The sequence below is a fragment of the Arthrobacter sp. 05T423 genome (assembly GCF_056396245.1).
In genome coordinates, this window is sequence record NZ_JBFTLC010000024.1 from 1 (window position 1) to 14,599 (window position 14,599).

Here is a 14,599-nt window from a genome sequence, read left to right on the forward strand (position 1 = left end):
CGGGCCCTGCCCGGGACCCTGGATTTGCGGACGGCGGCGTTGATCGAACCGGCGTCGGTGGCCTGGCATGCGGTGTCAAGGGCCGGGGACGTGGCGGGCAAAACCGCGCTGGTGATCGGCAGTGGCCCGATCGGGGCGTTGGCGGTCGCGGTCCTCAAACGCGCCGGCGCGGCCCGGATCGTGGCGGTGGACATGCACGCCAAACCSTTGGAGATCGCCGCGGCGGTGGGCGCGGACGAGGTCCTGACCGCCGCCGACGGTGAGGCGATCGCAAAGGTGCAGGCCGACGTCGTGATCGAATCCTCCGGCAACCACCACGGGCTGGCCTCCGCGATCCAGGGCGCCGCGAGGGGCGGGACCGTGGTCATGGTCGGGCTGCTGCCCACCGGCCCGCAACCGGTCCTGATCTCCCTGGCCATCACCCGGGAACTGGACCTGCGCGGCTCGTTCCGGTTCAACGACGAAATCGACCAGGTCATCACCGCCCTCGCCGACGGCACCCTCACCATCGACCCGGTCATCACGCACGACTACCCCGTCACCGACGCCCTCGAAGCCTTCGACATCGCCCGCAACTCCGCCCAATCCGGCAAAGTCCTCCTCAACTTCGCCGGCTAAAGCCAGCCACAGCTTTCAGGCCGGATCAGCATCGCTGGTGGACGGCATCGTCCGCGAGCTGGAACTTTCCTAGCCGGACTACCTCTGGGGCTGAATGCCGGTGCCCGCGCCCTTGGCGATTTTCACCTCGGTGTTAATGATCTTGGCGGAGCACTGGAATTGCGCGTTGCAGCTTTGCAGCACGATGGTGGCCGCTGCCGCGCCCTCGTTGAACGCCATCATGCTGGGAACAACGCGGATGGTAACGGTCTGGGCCTTTCTGGTGCAGTCCAGCTGGTCGTTGCCGAGGCCTCCGGCAATCCGTCCGTCGCTGACCCTTTGAGTGAGCTGGATGACGGGTACTGCAGTCAGCAGGGTGGGGTCCGTGTCGCAGACGAAGGTGAGCGGAATATCGACGGCGGCGCCGTCGGCGACGAGGATTCCGGGCCCCGCGCTTACGAGCGTCGCGGGGGCTGCGTGGGCTGGGGCGGCGATGCCCATGAGGCCGGCGGCGAGAGCGACGACGGCGAGGCGGCTTCTGGTGCCTAACATCAGTTTTCCTTGAATGGAGGAGTGGAAGCGTGGCGTCCTGCGTCCCCGTGGCCGTGCCGGTGCGGTGACCGAGCGCCTGAAAATACGGGGTCATGTTGGTTCAGGTCATGGCCCCTGACGGCGGCGCCGTTCCCGGCGCCGCGCTGAAATGCCAAACATCCGGTGCGGCCGAAAGTCCGGCTGGCCGCACCTTACTCACGTACCGGTAGCGCTGACAAGAGCCAAATGAAAAGGAAGCGGATGCCGGCGGGAGGTCCCGCCGTCGTCCGCTGCCCTTGCGGGAAACTCAACCTGCTGATTTACTTCCAGCACTGTTCCTAAGCAAACGGTCCGAGTGCTTAAGCGCGCTGCCATCTGGGGGAGCACCTGTCGGAGGGGTTATGGCTGGGGAACACCGTGACGATTTAGTGATGCAATCACTGCTGCTGGACGAGATCGGCCAATCGGTCATCGGCATGGACGGCAACTGGCGCGTCACGTATTGGAACCGCGCGTCGGAGCGGCTGTACGGGTTTGGCCCGGACAAAGTCCTGGGGCTGAAAATCACGGACCTGGGCATCACCGGCGGTGCCGAGGTCCGTGGCGGCGATGCCACCGACAGTGAAATCGCGAACCGGGTGGCTGCCGGCGGTGACTGGGCCGGTGAGCTGTGGGTTCGCCACAGCACCGGCCGCGAGTTCCCGGTCCACGCGACAGTCAGCCGGATCAGGGGCCGGCACACCGTGCCTGTGGCCGTCGTGGCGATCTCGAAGGACATCACCGACCGCAAGCACACCGAGGCCATCCTGCGCAGGCTCTCTGCCATGGTCGAGTCCTCCGGCGATGCCATCATCGGCGCTGACCTCGCTGGCAAGATCACCAGCTGGAATGCCGGGGCGGCGAGGATGCTCGGCTGGAGCTCCTGGGAGGCCGTGGGGCAAAGCCACGGGCTGGTGACGGCCGACGACGGTGCGTACTTTGGCACGGAAGTCACCGCCCGCTCGGGGAGCGGAGCGTTCGTCACCGGCGTGGAGGCGCGGTGGCGCTGCAAGGACGGCTCGGTGATCGACGTCGAACTGACAGTGTCCCCTGTCTACGACCAGGACGGCTTCCGGGTGGGGGCATCCGCCATTGCCAGGGACATTACGGAGATCCAGCGGCTGAAGGCCGCAGCCGACGCCGAACGCGAGCGGCTGCTGGCTGCCCAGGAGATGGCGCACGTCGGAAGCGTGGAACACACCGTTGCCACCGGGGAGACATGGCACTCCGAGGAATTCGACCGGATCCTGGGAATGTCCGCCGGGGACCGGAAAGACCGCGAAGCCATCCTCGCGCGGACCCACCCCGAGGACCGGGAGCGCGTCCGCGACATGTGGCAGAGCCTGGACCATGGCCTCGGCTTCGCCGACTTCGAATACCGGATTATTCGGCCCACCGGCGAACAGCGGTGGCTGCACTCACGGATTCGGAGCATGAACAGCACTGACGGCAAGCCGCTCCGGTTCCTGGACACCGTCCTGGACATCACCGACCGGAAGAACGCCGAACAGATTTTGGAGTGGCAGGCGCGCCATGACGCGCTGACGGGCCTGCCGAACAGGTACATGGTCACCGAGGTCCTGCAGAATTTCCTGGACCGGGCCGCCCGGCCGGTGGTGATGTTCGTCGACGTCGACCGGTTCAAACTGATCAATGACGGCATTGGCCACGGTGCGGGCGACACGATACTGGTGCTGCTGGGGGAGCGGCTGAAGGCCTCGGTCAGGGACGGCGACACCGTGGGCCGGTTCGGCGGCGACGAATTCGTGGTGATCTGCGAGAACCTGCAGATGTGCGGAGCGCAGGACCTCGCCGAACGGATCAAGAACGCCACCCGGCAGCCGTTCGACGTGGATGGCCGGCAGATCTACCTCAACGTCAGCGTGGGCATCGCCCTGGCAGACGGGGAGGACACCGCAGAGTCGATGCTGCAGGGGGCCGACGCCGCCATGTACCGGGCTAAATCGGCCGGCGGGGATTCGTCGGCGATTTACGATGTGCGCATGACCGGGCGGGCCACCGGGCGGCTGGACCTCGAGTCGGATCTGCGGCTTGCGCTGGAGCGCAATGAGCTGTCGCTGAACTACCAGCCGATCATCGACGTCGCCACGGAGGGCGCCGTCGGCTTTGAGGCGCTGCTCCGCTGGCACCACCACGAGCACGGCCCGATCATGCCGGACGCCTTCATCCCCATTGCCGAGGAGACGGGCCTGATCCTGCCGATCGGCACGTGGGTGCTCCGCGAGGCGCTGCGCCAGGTGCAGCAGTTGCGGACGCAGGTTCGGGGGGCGGAGAACTTCACGGCTGCAGTGAATATCTCCGGCCGCCAGCTCGTGGCCGGCGATTTTCCCGACGTCGTGGAGGCTGCCGTTCTCGAGACCGGGATCGACCCTGCCGCCGTCCACCTGGAAATCACTGAAACCGTGCTCATGGACCAGCCCGACCTGCCCAAGGAAACGCTGCAGCGGCTGGCCCGCCTGGGTGTTGGCCTGTCCATCGACGACTTCGGCACCGGCTACTCCTCCTTGAGCTACCTCAAGTGGCTCTCGGCCCGCACCCTCAAGATCGACCGCACCTTCGTCGAGGAGCTGGGCACCGACCCGCACGGCGCCACCATCATCGAACTGGTCCTCGGCATGGCGGAGAGCCTGCGCCTTGAGGTGGTGGCCGAAGGCGTCGAGACCGGCGTCCAGCTGAGCGAACTCCGGCGGCTGGGTGTGCGCCTCGCCCAGGGCTACCTCTGGAGCAAGCCGCTGCCGGCCGAGCGGATCCCGGCCTGGCTGCAGTCCCACCCGGCCAAGCATCCTGCGGCGTTTTCCGCGGCGGTGTCCGCAGGACTGTCTGCGGGGATTTCAGCGGGGGAGCCGCTGCCACGGTTCGGCTAACTTTCCGTATGGCTCTTGAGTTTTTGTCCAGATAATGGCCGCTAAAGGCACCTAAAGTCGCGACAAATGGACAAAAACTCCGTCCTTGGGGGTTGGCGCTCCTCGAGCACCGCCGCTGCCGCGCAGACGCAATTGGAAGCCGACGACGGCGGGTAGTCCCGCCGTCGTCCTTCCTCTCGTTTGGAGTTTTTGTCCAGATAATGGCCGCTGAAGCCCCCTAAAGTCGCGACAAATGGACAAAAACTCCATCCGTGGGAGCGCTTAGAGGTTCGCCGCGAGGTGCTCGCCTACTGCGAAGGCCCGGGTGATGGCCGAGCCCAGTGTTGCCCCGCCGCCGGGGTAGTTGTTGCGGAACACGCCGGCGGAGACATTGCCTGCAGCGTAGAGTCCGTGGATGGGCCGCCGGTGCCGGTCCAGGACGCGGCCGTTGAAGTCGGTGTCCAGGCCGCCGGAGGTTCCGAGCACGCCGGCGGAGATCCGGACCGCGTAAAACGGAGCCGTCGTCAAAGGGGCCAGGCACGGGTTGGGCATGTTGGCGGCGTCGCCCAGGAAGCGGTCCTGGGGTGTGGCGCCGCGGTGGAACTCCGTGTCCACCCCCCTCGCGGCGTCGGCATTGAACCGGACCACCGTGGCGGCCAGCCCGGCAGGATCGATCCCCAGCTTGCCGGACAGTTCCTCCAGCGCATCCGCGGCCGTCATCCAGTCAGCCGGCGAGCCCGCGGCCGAACCGGCCACCGGATACTTCGCCAGGTAGGCCGCATCGAACACCAGCCACGCCGGGTTGTTCTGCTGGCGTCCGGTCCGCGGGTCAACGGAAGCGAAAACGCGGCTGGCATCGTGGTAGTTCAGCGCCTCATTGACGAACCTCTTCCCGGCCGCGTTCACCGTGATCGAGCCGGGCAGGGTCATTTCCACATTCCCCATCCGGCCGGACCGCTCGCCGTCGTACTCGTGGGCGGCCTCGGAAATCACCGGAACTCCCCAAATGGCGGTCATGTCCGCCACAGCGGCACCGGCCGCCAGCCCCAGTTCCAGGCCGTCGCCCTCGTTGGACGGCGCGCTGATGGGCGTCACGGGAAACGGCAAGAACGCCCGGCGGAGCCGCGGGTTCCACTCGAAACCGCCCGAAGCGAGTACGACGGCGGCCGCGGACGTGATTTTGCCGGCTGCGGCGCCGCCGAGGGTCAGGGTCCACCGTTCACCCTCTCGGGCCAGATCCTCCACCGGGGCGGAGACCGCGATCTCCACGCCGCGGTCCAGGGCGCTCGCCAGCAGTGACCCCACCAAGGCGCCGCCCATGGTCCGCACACCCGTGGCGGCGCGACGGGCCAGCAGTTCCGGATCCGCCGCCCGGCCGTTGAGCCGGTCGCGTTCGGTCATCGTCAGCAGCGGAAAATACGACGACGGCCGGATCGCCTCCGCGAGGCCCGGGTACCCCGACGGGTCGAAGGCACCGTTGTCCAGGCCGCGTCCGCCGTCGGCCGCGCCTTGCCATTCCATGTGGTAATCCGGGCGGGAGATCGGCGTCAGGGAAAGCCGGGTTTCGCCGTCGAGATAGGAGACGGCGCGCGGCGCCGTCCGGACGTACCACTCCACTTCCTCGCGGGTCAGCACGTGCCCGGCGGCCTCGGTGAGGTACGCGACCCCGTCCTCATGGCTGTCCCGGTAACCCGCCTGCCGGGCCAGGTGGTTGTTCGGTGCCCACATCACGCCGCCGCCGGCTGCGGTGGTTCCGCCCAGCAGCGCCGCCTTCTCGGCCACCAGCACCCTCAGCCCGGCGTCGGCCGCCCGGATCGCCGCGACCAGGCCGGCGGCGCCGCTGCCAGCCACCACCACGTCGTAGCTGCCCGAGATGCTCCCGGCGGGAGTGAGCAGCGGGCTTGCCGACGCCCCGCCCACGCCTTCGCTCCCGCTCACAGCTTCGCCTCCGTGAGCGCGGCGGTTCCCTCCGAGGGAGCGGACTGCGCGGCCGGCATGTCCACCACGATCTTGCCCACCGGCTCGGTGCGGCTGCGCATCAGTTCGAAGGCCTGCTGCAGGTCCTCGAATCGGAAGCGGTGCGTCATCAGCGTGCGGGCCTCGTCCCGGTGCCGTGCCAGGAGTTCCAGCCCTGCCGGGATGAGGTTCAGGCTGTTCCGGCTGCCCAGCAAGTCAATCTCCTTGAAGGGGACGGCATTCATCGGAACGGACGCGGTCCGCGCCGAAATCCCCACCTGGACGATCCGTCCGGCGCTCGCCACAAGGCGGATGCCGGTCTCAAGAGAGGACGGAACACCCGTGGCCTCAATGACCAGGGATGGCCCCGATGAATCCGTTAGCGCATCCAAGCGGACGGCCTGGTCCGTACCCGGGAAGTCCGCACACGGATCCACGAGCAGTGTGTCCACGGCCCCGAACGCAGAGGCCAGCTCCAGCCGGTCCGGCTCCGTGTCGGCGCAGACAACCCTCACGCCGAGGTCCGTCAGGTACAGCGCGGCGAGCAGCCCGATCGGACCGCTGCCCAGCACCAGGGCGGTCTCGCCGGGCGCCGGCCGGCCCCGGTTCACCGCCTGCATGGCGATGGACGCAGGCTCGGCCATGGCTGCGAGATCCAGTTCCAGTCCGTCCGGAACGGGGCACAGTTTTTCCACCGGCACGCTGAGCAGTTCCACAAGCGCGCCGTCAGAATAGAAGCCAATGCAGCCGATATCCTCGCAGATGTTGAACCGGCCCAGGCGGCACGGCCGGCACTCCCCGCAGTAGACCATCGGGCTGACGGCAACGCGGTCACCGGCGCGGACGCCGGCGTCGTTCCGGCCGATGGACTCGACGACGCCGGCAAATTCATGGCCCTGGATGACGGGCAGTCCTGCCGGATAGTCGTCCTCCCAGATGTGCAGGTCGGTGCCGCACAGGGTGACATTGTGGACGCGGACAAGGGCATGGCCGGGCTCGAGGGCCGGCGCCGGAGCGTCTTGGTAGCGGATGGTCTCCTTGGCGACGGTGCGCGCGATCAGCAAGACGCGCTCCTAGTTCCGGGAGGCGTCGGCGCCGGCATTGGTGTCGGCGTTGGTGTCGGCGTTGGTGTCAAAGACAATGTTCCACTGCCGGATGCCGCGCTGCTCTACGAGGCCGTTGAGATAGAACGGGTCCCGGTCCATCAGTGCCTCAGCGTCGGCCTTCGAATCTGCCTCGATGATCAGCAGCGCGCCCGGGTCCTCCTGCGGCCCGAACGGACCGCTCTTCACCAGCCGGCCGTCGTTGAACTGCTCCCGCAGGAACTCGACGTGGCGGGGGCGGTGTTCGTCCCGGCCTGCGGACGTGTTGGCGGAGTAGGCGTAGGTGACAGCGAAAGTTTCCATGGATGTGTCCTCATCGTTGAGCGGGTGGATGTTCCCTCCATCGTGATCGCCGCAATTGTGTCTCGTCCAACACTTATTTGGTCAATGAGTATGTGCAGAAAACACATAATGTACGACGGCGGGAGGCCGGGTTGAGTGCCTCAGCCGGCCGCGGTGACCGCGGCGTGAGGACCGCGGTCAGCCTACCGGCGTCGGGAGGACTTCTTCGGCGACGGCCAGGGCCAGGGCCAGGGCGGGGGAGATGCCGGCCGGGTTCCACGCGAGGCCCGACTCCAGCAGCGGCACGGTGCCGATCAGCGGGATGAACACGGTGCCGCCGGGCATGATGCTGGCGACGGAGGAGGGCATCAGGCTCACCCCGACTCCGCCGGCAACGAGCGACAGCGCGGTGTACGGATCCGTGACTTCCTGTGCCACCCTCGGCCGGAACCCCGCAGCGGCGCAGGCAGCGAAGATCGCCTCGCGGAGGGTGGATCCCTGCGCGGCACGCATGGTGACAAAACCGTCGTCGGCCAGTTCGGCCAGCCCGACCGCCGGCCGTTCGGCCAAGGGGTGGTCCACCGGCACGGTGGCGCCCAGCTGTTCGAGGGCGATGGTCCGGGTGGCCAGCGCGCCCGCATCGAGCGGCAGCCCCACAAACGCGAGGTCCAGCGAACCGTTCCGGAGCTGCTGCAGGGCGTCCTGGGTCAGCAAACCTCCGGTGAGGGTGAGGTCGAGGGCGGGGTAGCGGTGGCGGAGCGCCCGGGTCAGCGGGGGAAGGGTCCGGTGGTTCAGCGCTCCGGAAAAGCCGATGCTGAGGCGGCCGTAGAACGTGCCGGGATCGGTGACGGCGGAACGGCGGGCAAGATCGAGTTCGTCGATGATGCGGCGGGCATGGGGGAGGAAGGCGACACCCGCCGTCGTCAGGGCGACCGAGCGGGTGTTGCGCTCGAACAGGTCCGAGCTGAGCTCCTTTTCGAGCTTCCTGATGGTCTGGCTCAGCGGCGACTGGGCCATCCGGAGGCGGTGCGCTGCGCGGCCGAAGTGCAGTTCCTCGGCGACGGCAAGGAAAGCCTCGATCTGCCGGAGCTCCATGCAATTCCCCCTTCGGACCCAAAGTCATGTCGTGAAAACGTAGATAGTGCCCTCAAAGTAGCAATGTGAGGGCACTATCTGCTCGTTCGCGCTTCGTCTGTTGGAGTTTTTGTCCAGATAATGGCCGCAAAAGGGCCCTAAAGTCGCGACAGATGGACAAAAACTCCTATGCCGTGGTGACCAGAGCGGGCTGGCGGAACGGACTGGTTACCTGACCGGGTTGCCCAGTTCCCGCAGCGGGGTCTTGTGGGTTTCGCGGGCCCAGTACGCGCCGGCCACAGCCAGCAGGGAGGACGCCGCGACAATCCATGCGGCAGGGCCCCAGTTGGCCTTGTCGGCGCCGACCAGCGCGGTGCCCAGCAGTGGGGTGAATCCGGCGCAGAGGATGCCGATCTGCAGGCCGATGGCCATGCCCGAGTAGCGCACCTTGACGTTGAACAGTTCGGAGAACCAGGCCGGGTAGATCGCGTTGGACATGGAGTACGTTCCGGCGGTGATCACCGTGCTCGCGAGGAAGATCATCGGGATGTTCCCGGTGGAGATGACCGAGAAGTACACGAAGATCATCAGCCCGGAGCCCAGCACGCCGGCGATGAACACCGGGCGCCGGCCCAGGCGGTCCGAGAGCCTGGCCAGCAGCGGCTGGCTGAACATGGCGATGACGTTGCCCAGGATGCTCACCCACAGCATGGTTGAGGTCGGGACGCCGACGGACACGGCATATGCGAGGCCGAAGGACTGCATGAACGTGTTGGTGACGGTCTCGAAGGACATCAGCGCCACTTGGAAGAACTGTGCCGGGTGCGTCTTGAACATCTTGGCGAATGGAAGCTTGACCAGTTCGCCGTGGTCGTGCTTTTCCTCGAAGACCTCGGGCTCCTCCAGGGAGCGTCGTACCAGGTAGGCGACGATCAGCACCACGAGGGAGAGCCAGAAGGGGATGCGCCAGCCCCAGGCGAGGCGGTCGGCTTCGCTCATGGCCGCCACGGGGAGGAAGGCGAGGGAGGCCAGCACGATGCCGGCAGAGATGCCGCTCATGGCGAAGCTGGCGAAGAAGCCGCGGCGTCCTTCGGGTGCTTCCTCGGTGGACAGGGCAGAAGCGCCAGCCGTTTCCGCGCCGGCGGAGAGACCTTGCGTGAGGCGCAGCAGCACCAGCAGGGCCGGTGCCCAGTAGCCGGCGGCGTTGAAGTCCGGCAGGGCACCGATCAGGAACGTGGCCGATCCCATGAGCACGAGGGTCAGGACGAGGGTGTTCTTGCGGCCAATCTTGTCCCCCAGATGGCCAAAGACGACGGCGCCGAAGGGCCGTGCCACGTAGGCGACACCGAAGGTCGCGAAGGAGGCGATCAAGGCGACGGTGGGGTCGCCGGACGGGAAGAAGATCTTGGAGAAGATCAGCGACGCCGCGGTGGCGTAGATGAAGAAGTCGTAGTATTCCAGCGCGCCGCCGAGGAAGGCGGCGAGGGCGGCCTTCTTGGCGCGCTTGAGCTGGTACTGCTTCGCCTCGGCGGTGACATTGGGGGCGAGATAGGTCATTGCAGGGGGTCCTTCCGCACTGAAAGACGGGGTCCGGATTTTTGATTTGTGCGTATCGCGAACAAGCGTGCGATATGCGACTAAAAAAAGCATAGCGCAGAGTGAAGTGACTCACAATCCGTTTTCATCGTCCGCCGCGGCGCCGGACGGCGGACCGTATTCTTGGTAGGTCAGGAACAGTGCGCAGCTTCCACATGTCTTAGCGGTCTCCGCTGGAGGTTGCCGGGAGGTGCAGGGAGCTCATGGACGAACAGCCGGCCTACTTTGTGAAATCGGTTGAAAAGGCGTTCGACGTGCTCCGGGCCTTCACTCCGATCACTCCCCGGCTGACGGTGTCCCAGGTGGCCGCGGCTGCGGACATGACCAGGGCTTCCGCCCGGCGGTTCCTCCTCACACTGGCGGACCTCGGCTACCTGCGGGCGGACGGAGCGCACTTCGAACTGACCGCCCGCTCGCTGGACATCGGCCGGTCCTTCCTGGCCAACCTCGAGCTTCCCGCCATCGCGGCCCGGCATCTGAAGACCCTCGCCGCCGAGCTCAACGAGACCACCTCCCTCTGCATTCTCGACGGCGCCGACGTCGTGTACGTGGCCTGCGTGCCCTCGCCGCGGCTGCTGAGTGTGACCATCACCGTGGGCACCAGGTTCCCGGCCTGGGCCACCTCCATGGGGCGTGTGCTGCTGGCTGCGCTGACCGAGGAGGGCCTGCGGGCCTACTTCGACACCGTCCGGCTGCAGAAGCTGACGGAGCACTCGATTGCAAGCCTCGAGCAGCTGCGTGCGGAAGTCGAGCGTGCCAGGTCCAGGGGGTGGGCCATGGTGTCGCAGGAACTGGAAGAAGGGCTGCGTGGCGTGGCGGTGCCGGTGTGGCGCGGCCATGACGTGGTGGCAGCCGTCAACGTTTCCCTGCAGACACACCGTTCCCCTGCCGAGGACATTGAGAAGTCCGTGGTGCCATGCCTGCAGGAGGCTGCCCGGCGGATTGGCCTGGACTACGGCGGGGACACGACCGGGCTGCGGCGGGCCTGATGGCCAACTCGCCCTCCGGCGAATCGGTCATCCAGCGCGTGGTGAAGATCCTGGACGCGTTTTCGAAGGGCCGCCCGCGGATGTCCCTGAGCGAACTGGTCCGGGCCACGGGCATGTCCAGCAGCACCGCCCACCGGCTGGCCAACGACCTGGTGGACAGCGGGCTGCTGAACCGCAGCGAGGCCGGTGACTACGGCGTCGGTATGAAGATGTGGGAACTCGCGTCCCGCAGCAACCCCCTCGAGGAATTCCGACGCCGGGGCCTTCCGTTCCTCGAAGGCGTCCATGCCGCTGTCCGGGAGCAGGTCTCGCTCTCCATTCCCGACGTCGATTCCCGCACCGTGCTCTACCTGGAGCAGTTGGACCGTCACGGCACTGCCACCAATCTCGCCGCGGAGGCCGGCCGGCTTCTGATACACAACACATCGTCCGGGATGGCCATGATGGCGCACATGCCCCGCGACGTGCAGGAGCGGTTCCTGGCGGGGACGCTGGAGAAAACCACGGCCGCCACGGAGACCGACCCGGCGCGCCTGCGCGCCCAGCTCGCCTTGATCCGGGAACGCGGATACGTCCGCATGGCGGGCGTCCTGGTGCAGGAAAACACCGCCTACGCCGTCCCCGTCTTTGGCGAGGGCAACAGCGTGATCGGAGCGATCGCCGTCGTTATTCCGACGGCGGACGAGGACCCGAAGGTGGTGCTTCCCGTCCTGGTGGCCGCAGGGCGCGGCCTGTCCCGGACCATGGGCGCAGAGCGCCGTCCGTACGGCACGAGGCCCTGGCTGCAGGGCGCGTGACCTGAGGCTATACCCCAGCCGCGAAACATCTCTCCGCAGTCGAAGTCTCCACCTTATCGGCGTCCCGTTGAACGGGAAGTTTCGCCGCGCCGCTTCCCCCTTCTCCTAGTGTTTCTCCCCAGAGCGACAGCCACCGGGCACGGTGCACGCTCAACACTTCGGCCGCCACCAGCTAGTGGCGGCCGCCCTGGAAACTCAATGAGGAGAACCTATGGGACACGTCCAGCCCCCAACCCCCGCCGCGGAGACCGCCGTCCTGGACCACGCGGAAAGCCTCCCGGCGAAGACCCCCAGGAAGGCCGCATTGGCTTCCTTCCTGGGATCCACGCTGGAGTACTACGACTTTTTCATCTACGGCACGGCAGCAGCGCTGGTGTTCCCGAAGATTTTCTTCCCCGGCGGGGACCCGGTGGTTGCCCTGCTCGGCGCGATGGCCACGTTCGGCGTCGGCTACCTGGCACGGCCCCTGGGCGGTGTCATCATGAGCCACTTCGGGGACAAGATCGGCCGCAAGCAGGCGCTGATGATCACGCTGGTAATCATGGGTGTCGCCTCCATGGGCATCGGCTTCCTGCCCACCTATGACCAGGTCGGCTACTGGGCCACGGCACTCCTGCTGGCGGGCCGGCTGGCGCAGGGATTCTCCGCCGGCGCCGAGTCCGCGGGCGCCTCTACGCTGACCATGGAGCACTCCCCAGAAGGACGCCGCGGTTTCTTCACCAGTTTCGTGATGACGGGCTACGCGTCCGGCATGGTGCTCTCCACGGTGGTGTTCATCCCGCTCGCCGCCCTCCCGGAGGAGCAGCTGCTGGGCTGGGGCTGGCGCATCCCGTTCTGGCTGTCCGCCGTCGTCCTGCTGGTCGCCTACTGGATCCGCACCCGGCTGGAGGAACCGCCCGTGTTCGAAGAGACTGTGGAAGCGAAGAAGCCCAAGGGCATTCCGGCGGCCGAAGTGATGAAGACGCAGTGGCGCGACGTCCTGCGCGTGGCCCTGGTCATGCTGTTCTCCGTCATGCAGACCACCTTCACCGTGTACGCCCTGGCCTACGCCACCGGCAAGGGCATCGGCCTGGACCGGACCCTCATGCTCACGGTCAACGCCGTCACCATCGGCCTGTCAATGTTTACCATCCCGCTGGCCGGCATCCTCTCGGACCGGTTTGGCCGCAAGAAGGTTCTCCTGGTGGGCTCTCTCGGCTGCGCTGTTACCTCGTTCGGCTACTTCTGGGCCATCAGCGAGCACAACATCGCCCTGATCTTCGTCTTCGGATTGCTGAACATGTCCGTCTTCTACTCCTGCTGGAACGGCGTCTGGACAGTCTTCTTCCCCGAGATGTTCCCCGCGCCGGTCCGCTACTCCGGGATGGCCATCGGCAGCCAGGTGGGCCTGATCCTCACCGGCTTCGCCCCCGCCATCGCCACCCTCCTGGCCCAGCCGGGTCCCGGCGGCTGGATCCCGGTGGCAGGCTTCACGGTGGCCTGCCTGGCGGTCTCCGCGATCGCTATCGCCACGGCCCGCGAAACCCACAAGACTCCCCTCCAGGAACTTGGCCTGCACCGATAGCCGCAGCCGGCCCCGCCCCCCACTCACAAGAAAGTTGGAACCATGACCCCGTCAGCAACCGCCCCCCGCACCTACCGAGCCGGAATCGTGGGCTGCGGCGCCATTTCCCGCAACCACCTCGAGGCCTTCGGCGCCCTGGACAATGTCCAGGTGGTCGGTGTGTGCGACATCGACCTGAACCGGGCCCACGCCACCGCCCACGCCTGGGAGGTGCCGAATGCGGTGAACACCGTGGACCAGCTGCTGGCGCTGGGCGTGGATATCGTCTCGGTCTGCACACCGCACCCCACCCATGAAGAGGTGGTGCTCAAGGCTGCGGCAGCCGGGGTGCATGTGCTGTGCGAAAAGCCGATCGCCACCCGGATCGAGTCGGCTGAGCGGATGGTCACCGCCTGCGCGGAGGCCGGCGTGCAGTTCGGCGCACTGTTCCAGCGCCGCTTCTGGCCGGCAGCTCAGCGGATCCGCTCCGCGATCGACGACGGGACGCTGGGCCGGCCGCTCATGGCCCAGTGTTCCGTGATGCTGCACCGCGCGGCGGAATACTATTCCCGCGACGCCTGGCGCGGCACCTGGGAAAACGACGGCGGCGGCGTGCTCATGACCCAGGCCATCCACCAGATCGACCTGCTGCAGTGGTACCTCGGCGACGTGGCCGAGGTCTACGGAAAGGTCAACACCTACCGGCACGGCGAGTACATCGAGGTGGAGGACTCCGCCACGGCCGTCATCACCTTCACCTCCGGCGCCATGGCAACACTGGAAGCGTCGACGGCGGTGTCCCCCAACCTGGGTATCCAGCTCCGGATCACGGGCGAAACGGGGGCTTCGGCGTCGCTGACGGAGTTCCCCGAGGGCAGCGACGGCCGGCTTGACCTGTGGGCCGTGGGGGAGAAGATCACTGTGGAGCCTGTCCACCCCGAAGGCGTGGAGCCTAACGTTGACCTCTCTACCATCAACGGCCAGCTGATTCCGCACCACACCAGCCAGGTCCGCGATTTCGTGCAGGCCCTGGACGCCGGCTCCGAGCCGGCGATCACCGGAAAGGATGCCCTGAAATCGCTGCGGATCCTGCTTGCGGTCTACGAATCCTCACGCACCGGCCGCCCCGTCCGCTTCGCCGACGTCGAGGTTCCATCGGATGTCAAGGTGCCGGCCGATGTTGAGGTTTCAGCTGGCACCCGCGTTCCGGCGGAAGCGGCAGGCTAGG

General features: G+C 67.0%; 12 protein-coding genes. 6 read left to right on the forward strand and 6 right to left on the reverse strand.

The features are described from left to right. Positions 1-618 (forward strand): zinc-binding dehydrogenase (locus AC1DFE_RS16400; protein ID WP_476906938.1); only part of this gene is annotated, 618 nt, incomplete at its 5' end. 78 nt (positions 619-696) lie between these two features. Here AC1DFE_RS16400 and AC1DFE_RS16405 read toward each other — a convergent pair. Next, the gene (locus tag AC1DFE_RS16405) at positions 697-1,149 is read right to left on the reverse strand and encodes a hypothetical protein (protein ID WP_476906939.1); all 453 of its coding nucleotides are present in this window, start codon (positions 1,147-1,149) and stop codon (positions 697-699) included. 410 nt (positions 1,150-1,559) lie between these two features. Between AC1DFE_RS16405 and AC1DFE_RS16410 the strand changes: the two genes are divergently transcribed. Then, positions 1,560-4,052 (forward strand): sensor domain-containing protein, encoded by a 2,493-nt coding sequence (locus AC1DFE_RS16410; protein WP_476906940.1) that lies wholly within the window; start codon positions 1,560-1,562, stop codon positions 4,050-4,052. Positions 4,053-4,313: 261 nt separating this feature from the next. Here the strand turns inward: AC1DFE_RS16410 and AC1DFE_RS16415 are convergent, their stop codons facing one another. From AC1DFE_RS16415 to AC1DFE_RS16435, 5 genes are all read right to left on the reverse strand, one after another. Further along, the gene (locus tag AC1DFE_RS16415) at positions 4,314-5,969 is read right to left on the reverse strand and encodes an FAD-dependent oxidoreductase (RefSeq protein ID WP_476906941.1); all 1,656 of its coding nucleotides are present in this window, start codon (positions 5,967-5,969) and stop codon (positions 4,314-4,316) included. After that, positions 5,966-7,051, reverse strand: a complete 1,086-nt coding sequence (locus AC1DFE_RS16420) for a zinc-dependent alcohol dehydrogenase (protein ID WP_476906942.1) — start codon at positions 7,049-7,051, stop codon at positions 5,966-5,968. The genes AC1DFE_RS16415 and AC1DFE_RS16420 overlap by 4 nt, the downstream gene beginning before the upstream one ends. 9 nt (positions 7,052-7,060) lie before the next feature. Continuing rightward, on the reverse strand, positions 7,061-7,393 hold the full coding sequence (locus tag AC1DFE_RS16425; RefSeq protein ID WP_476906943.1) for a YciI family protein: 333 nt from the start codon (positions 7,391-7,393) through the stop codon (positions 7,061-7,063). Positions 7,394-7,570: 177 nt separating this feature from the next. Beyond that, positions 7,571-8,467: a LysR family transcriptional regulator gene (locus AC1DFE_RS16430; RefSeq protein WP_476906944.1), complete on the reverse strand. Its 897-nt coding sequence runs from the start codon at positions 8,465-8,467 to the stop codon at positions 7,571-7,573. A gap of 207 nt (positions 8,468-8,674) precedes the next feature. Then, complete coding sequence (locus AC1DFE_RS16435) at positions 8,675-10,003, reverse strand: MFS transporter (protein WP_476906945.1); 1,329 nt, start codon at positions 10,001-10,003, stop codon at positions 8,675-8,677. A gap of 242 nt (positions 10,004-10,245) precedes the next feature. Here AC1DFE_RS16435 and AC1DFE_RS16440 point away from each other — a divergent pair, with 242 nt between their 5' ends. From AC1DFE_RS16440 to AC1DFE_RS16455, 4 genes are all read left to right on the forward strand, one after another. After that, positions 10,246-11,031 carry an IclR family transcriptional regulator domain-containing protein gene (locus tag AC1DFE_RS16440; protein ID WP_476906946.1) on the forward strand — a complete coding sequence of 262 codons (786 nt, stop codon included), beginning with the start codon at positions 10,246-10,248 and terminating at the stop codon, positions 11,029-11,031. Further along, complete coding sequence (locus AC1DFE_RS16445) at positions 11,031-11,828, forward strand: IclR family transcriptional regulator (RefSeq protein WP_476906947.1); 798 nt, start codon at positions 11,031-11,033, stop codon at positions 11,826-11,828. The genes AC1DFE_RS16440 and AC1DFE_RS16445 overlap by 1 nt, the downstream gene beginning before the upstream one ends. Positions 11,829-12,039: 211 nt before the next feature. Further along, the gene (locus AC1DFE_RS16450; RefSeq protein ID WP_476906948.1) at positions 12,040-13,392 is read left to right on the forward strand and encodes an MFS transporter; all 1,353 of its coding nucleotides are present in this window, start codon (positions 12,040-12,042) and stop codon (positions 13,390-13,392) included. A gap of 42 nt (positions 13,393-13,434) precedes the next feature. Beyond that, positions 13,435-14,598 carry a Gfo/Idh/MocA family protein gene (locus AC1DFE_RS16455; protein ID WP_476906949.1) on the forward strand — a complete coding sequence of 388 codons (1,164 nt, stop codon included), beginning with the start codon at positions 13,435-13,437 and terminating at the stop codon, positions 14,596-14,598. The last annotated feature ends 1 nt before the right edge of the window (position 14,599 follow it).

Coding starts and splice junctions, on each gene's coding strand:
- AC1DFE_RS16405 (WP_476906939.1), bottom strand. CDS start 1,149: ATGTTAGGCACCAGAAGCCGCCTCGCCGTCGTCGCTCTCGCCGCCGGC.
- AC1DFE_RS16410 (WP_476906940.1), top strand. CDS start 1,560: ATGCAATCACTGCTGCTGGACGAGATCGGCCAATCGGTCATCGGCATG.
- AC1DFE_RS16425 (WP_476906943.1), bottom strand. CDS start 7,393: ATGGAAACTTTCGCTGTCACCTACGCCTACTCCGCCAACACGTCCGCA.
- AC1DFE_RS16430 (WP_476906944.1), bottom strand. CDS start 8,467: ATGGAGCTCCGGCAGATCGAGGCTTTCCTTGCCGTCGCCGAGGAACTG.
- AC1DFE_RS16435 (WP_476906945.1), bottom strand. CDS start 10,003: ATGACCTATCTCGCCCCCAATGTCACCGCCGAGGCGAAGCAGTACCAG.
- AC1DFE_RS16440 (WP_476906946.1), top strand. CDS start 10,246: ATGGACGAACAGCCGGCCTACTTTGTGAAATCGGTTGAAAAGGCGTTC.
- AC1DFE_RS16445 (WP_476906947.1), top strand. CDS start 11,031: ATGGCCAACTCGCCCTCCGGCGAATCGGTCATCCAGCGCGTGGTGAAG.
- AC1DFE_RS16450 (WP_476906948.1), top strand. CDS start 12,040: ATGGGACACGTCCAGCCCCCAACCCCCGCCGCGGAGACCGCCGTCCTG.
- AC1DFE_RS16455 (WP_476906949.1), top strand. CDS start 13,435: ATGACCCCGTCAGCAACCGCCCCCCGCACCTACCGAGCCGGAATCGTG.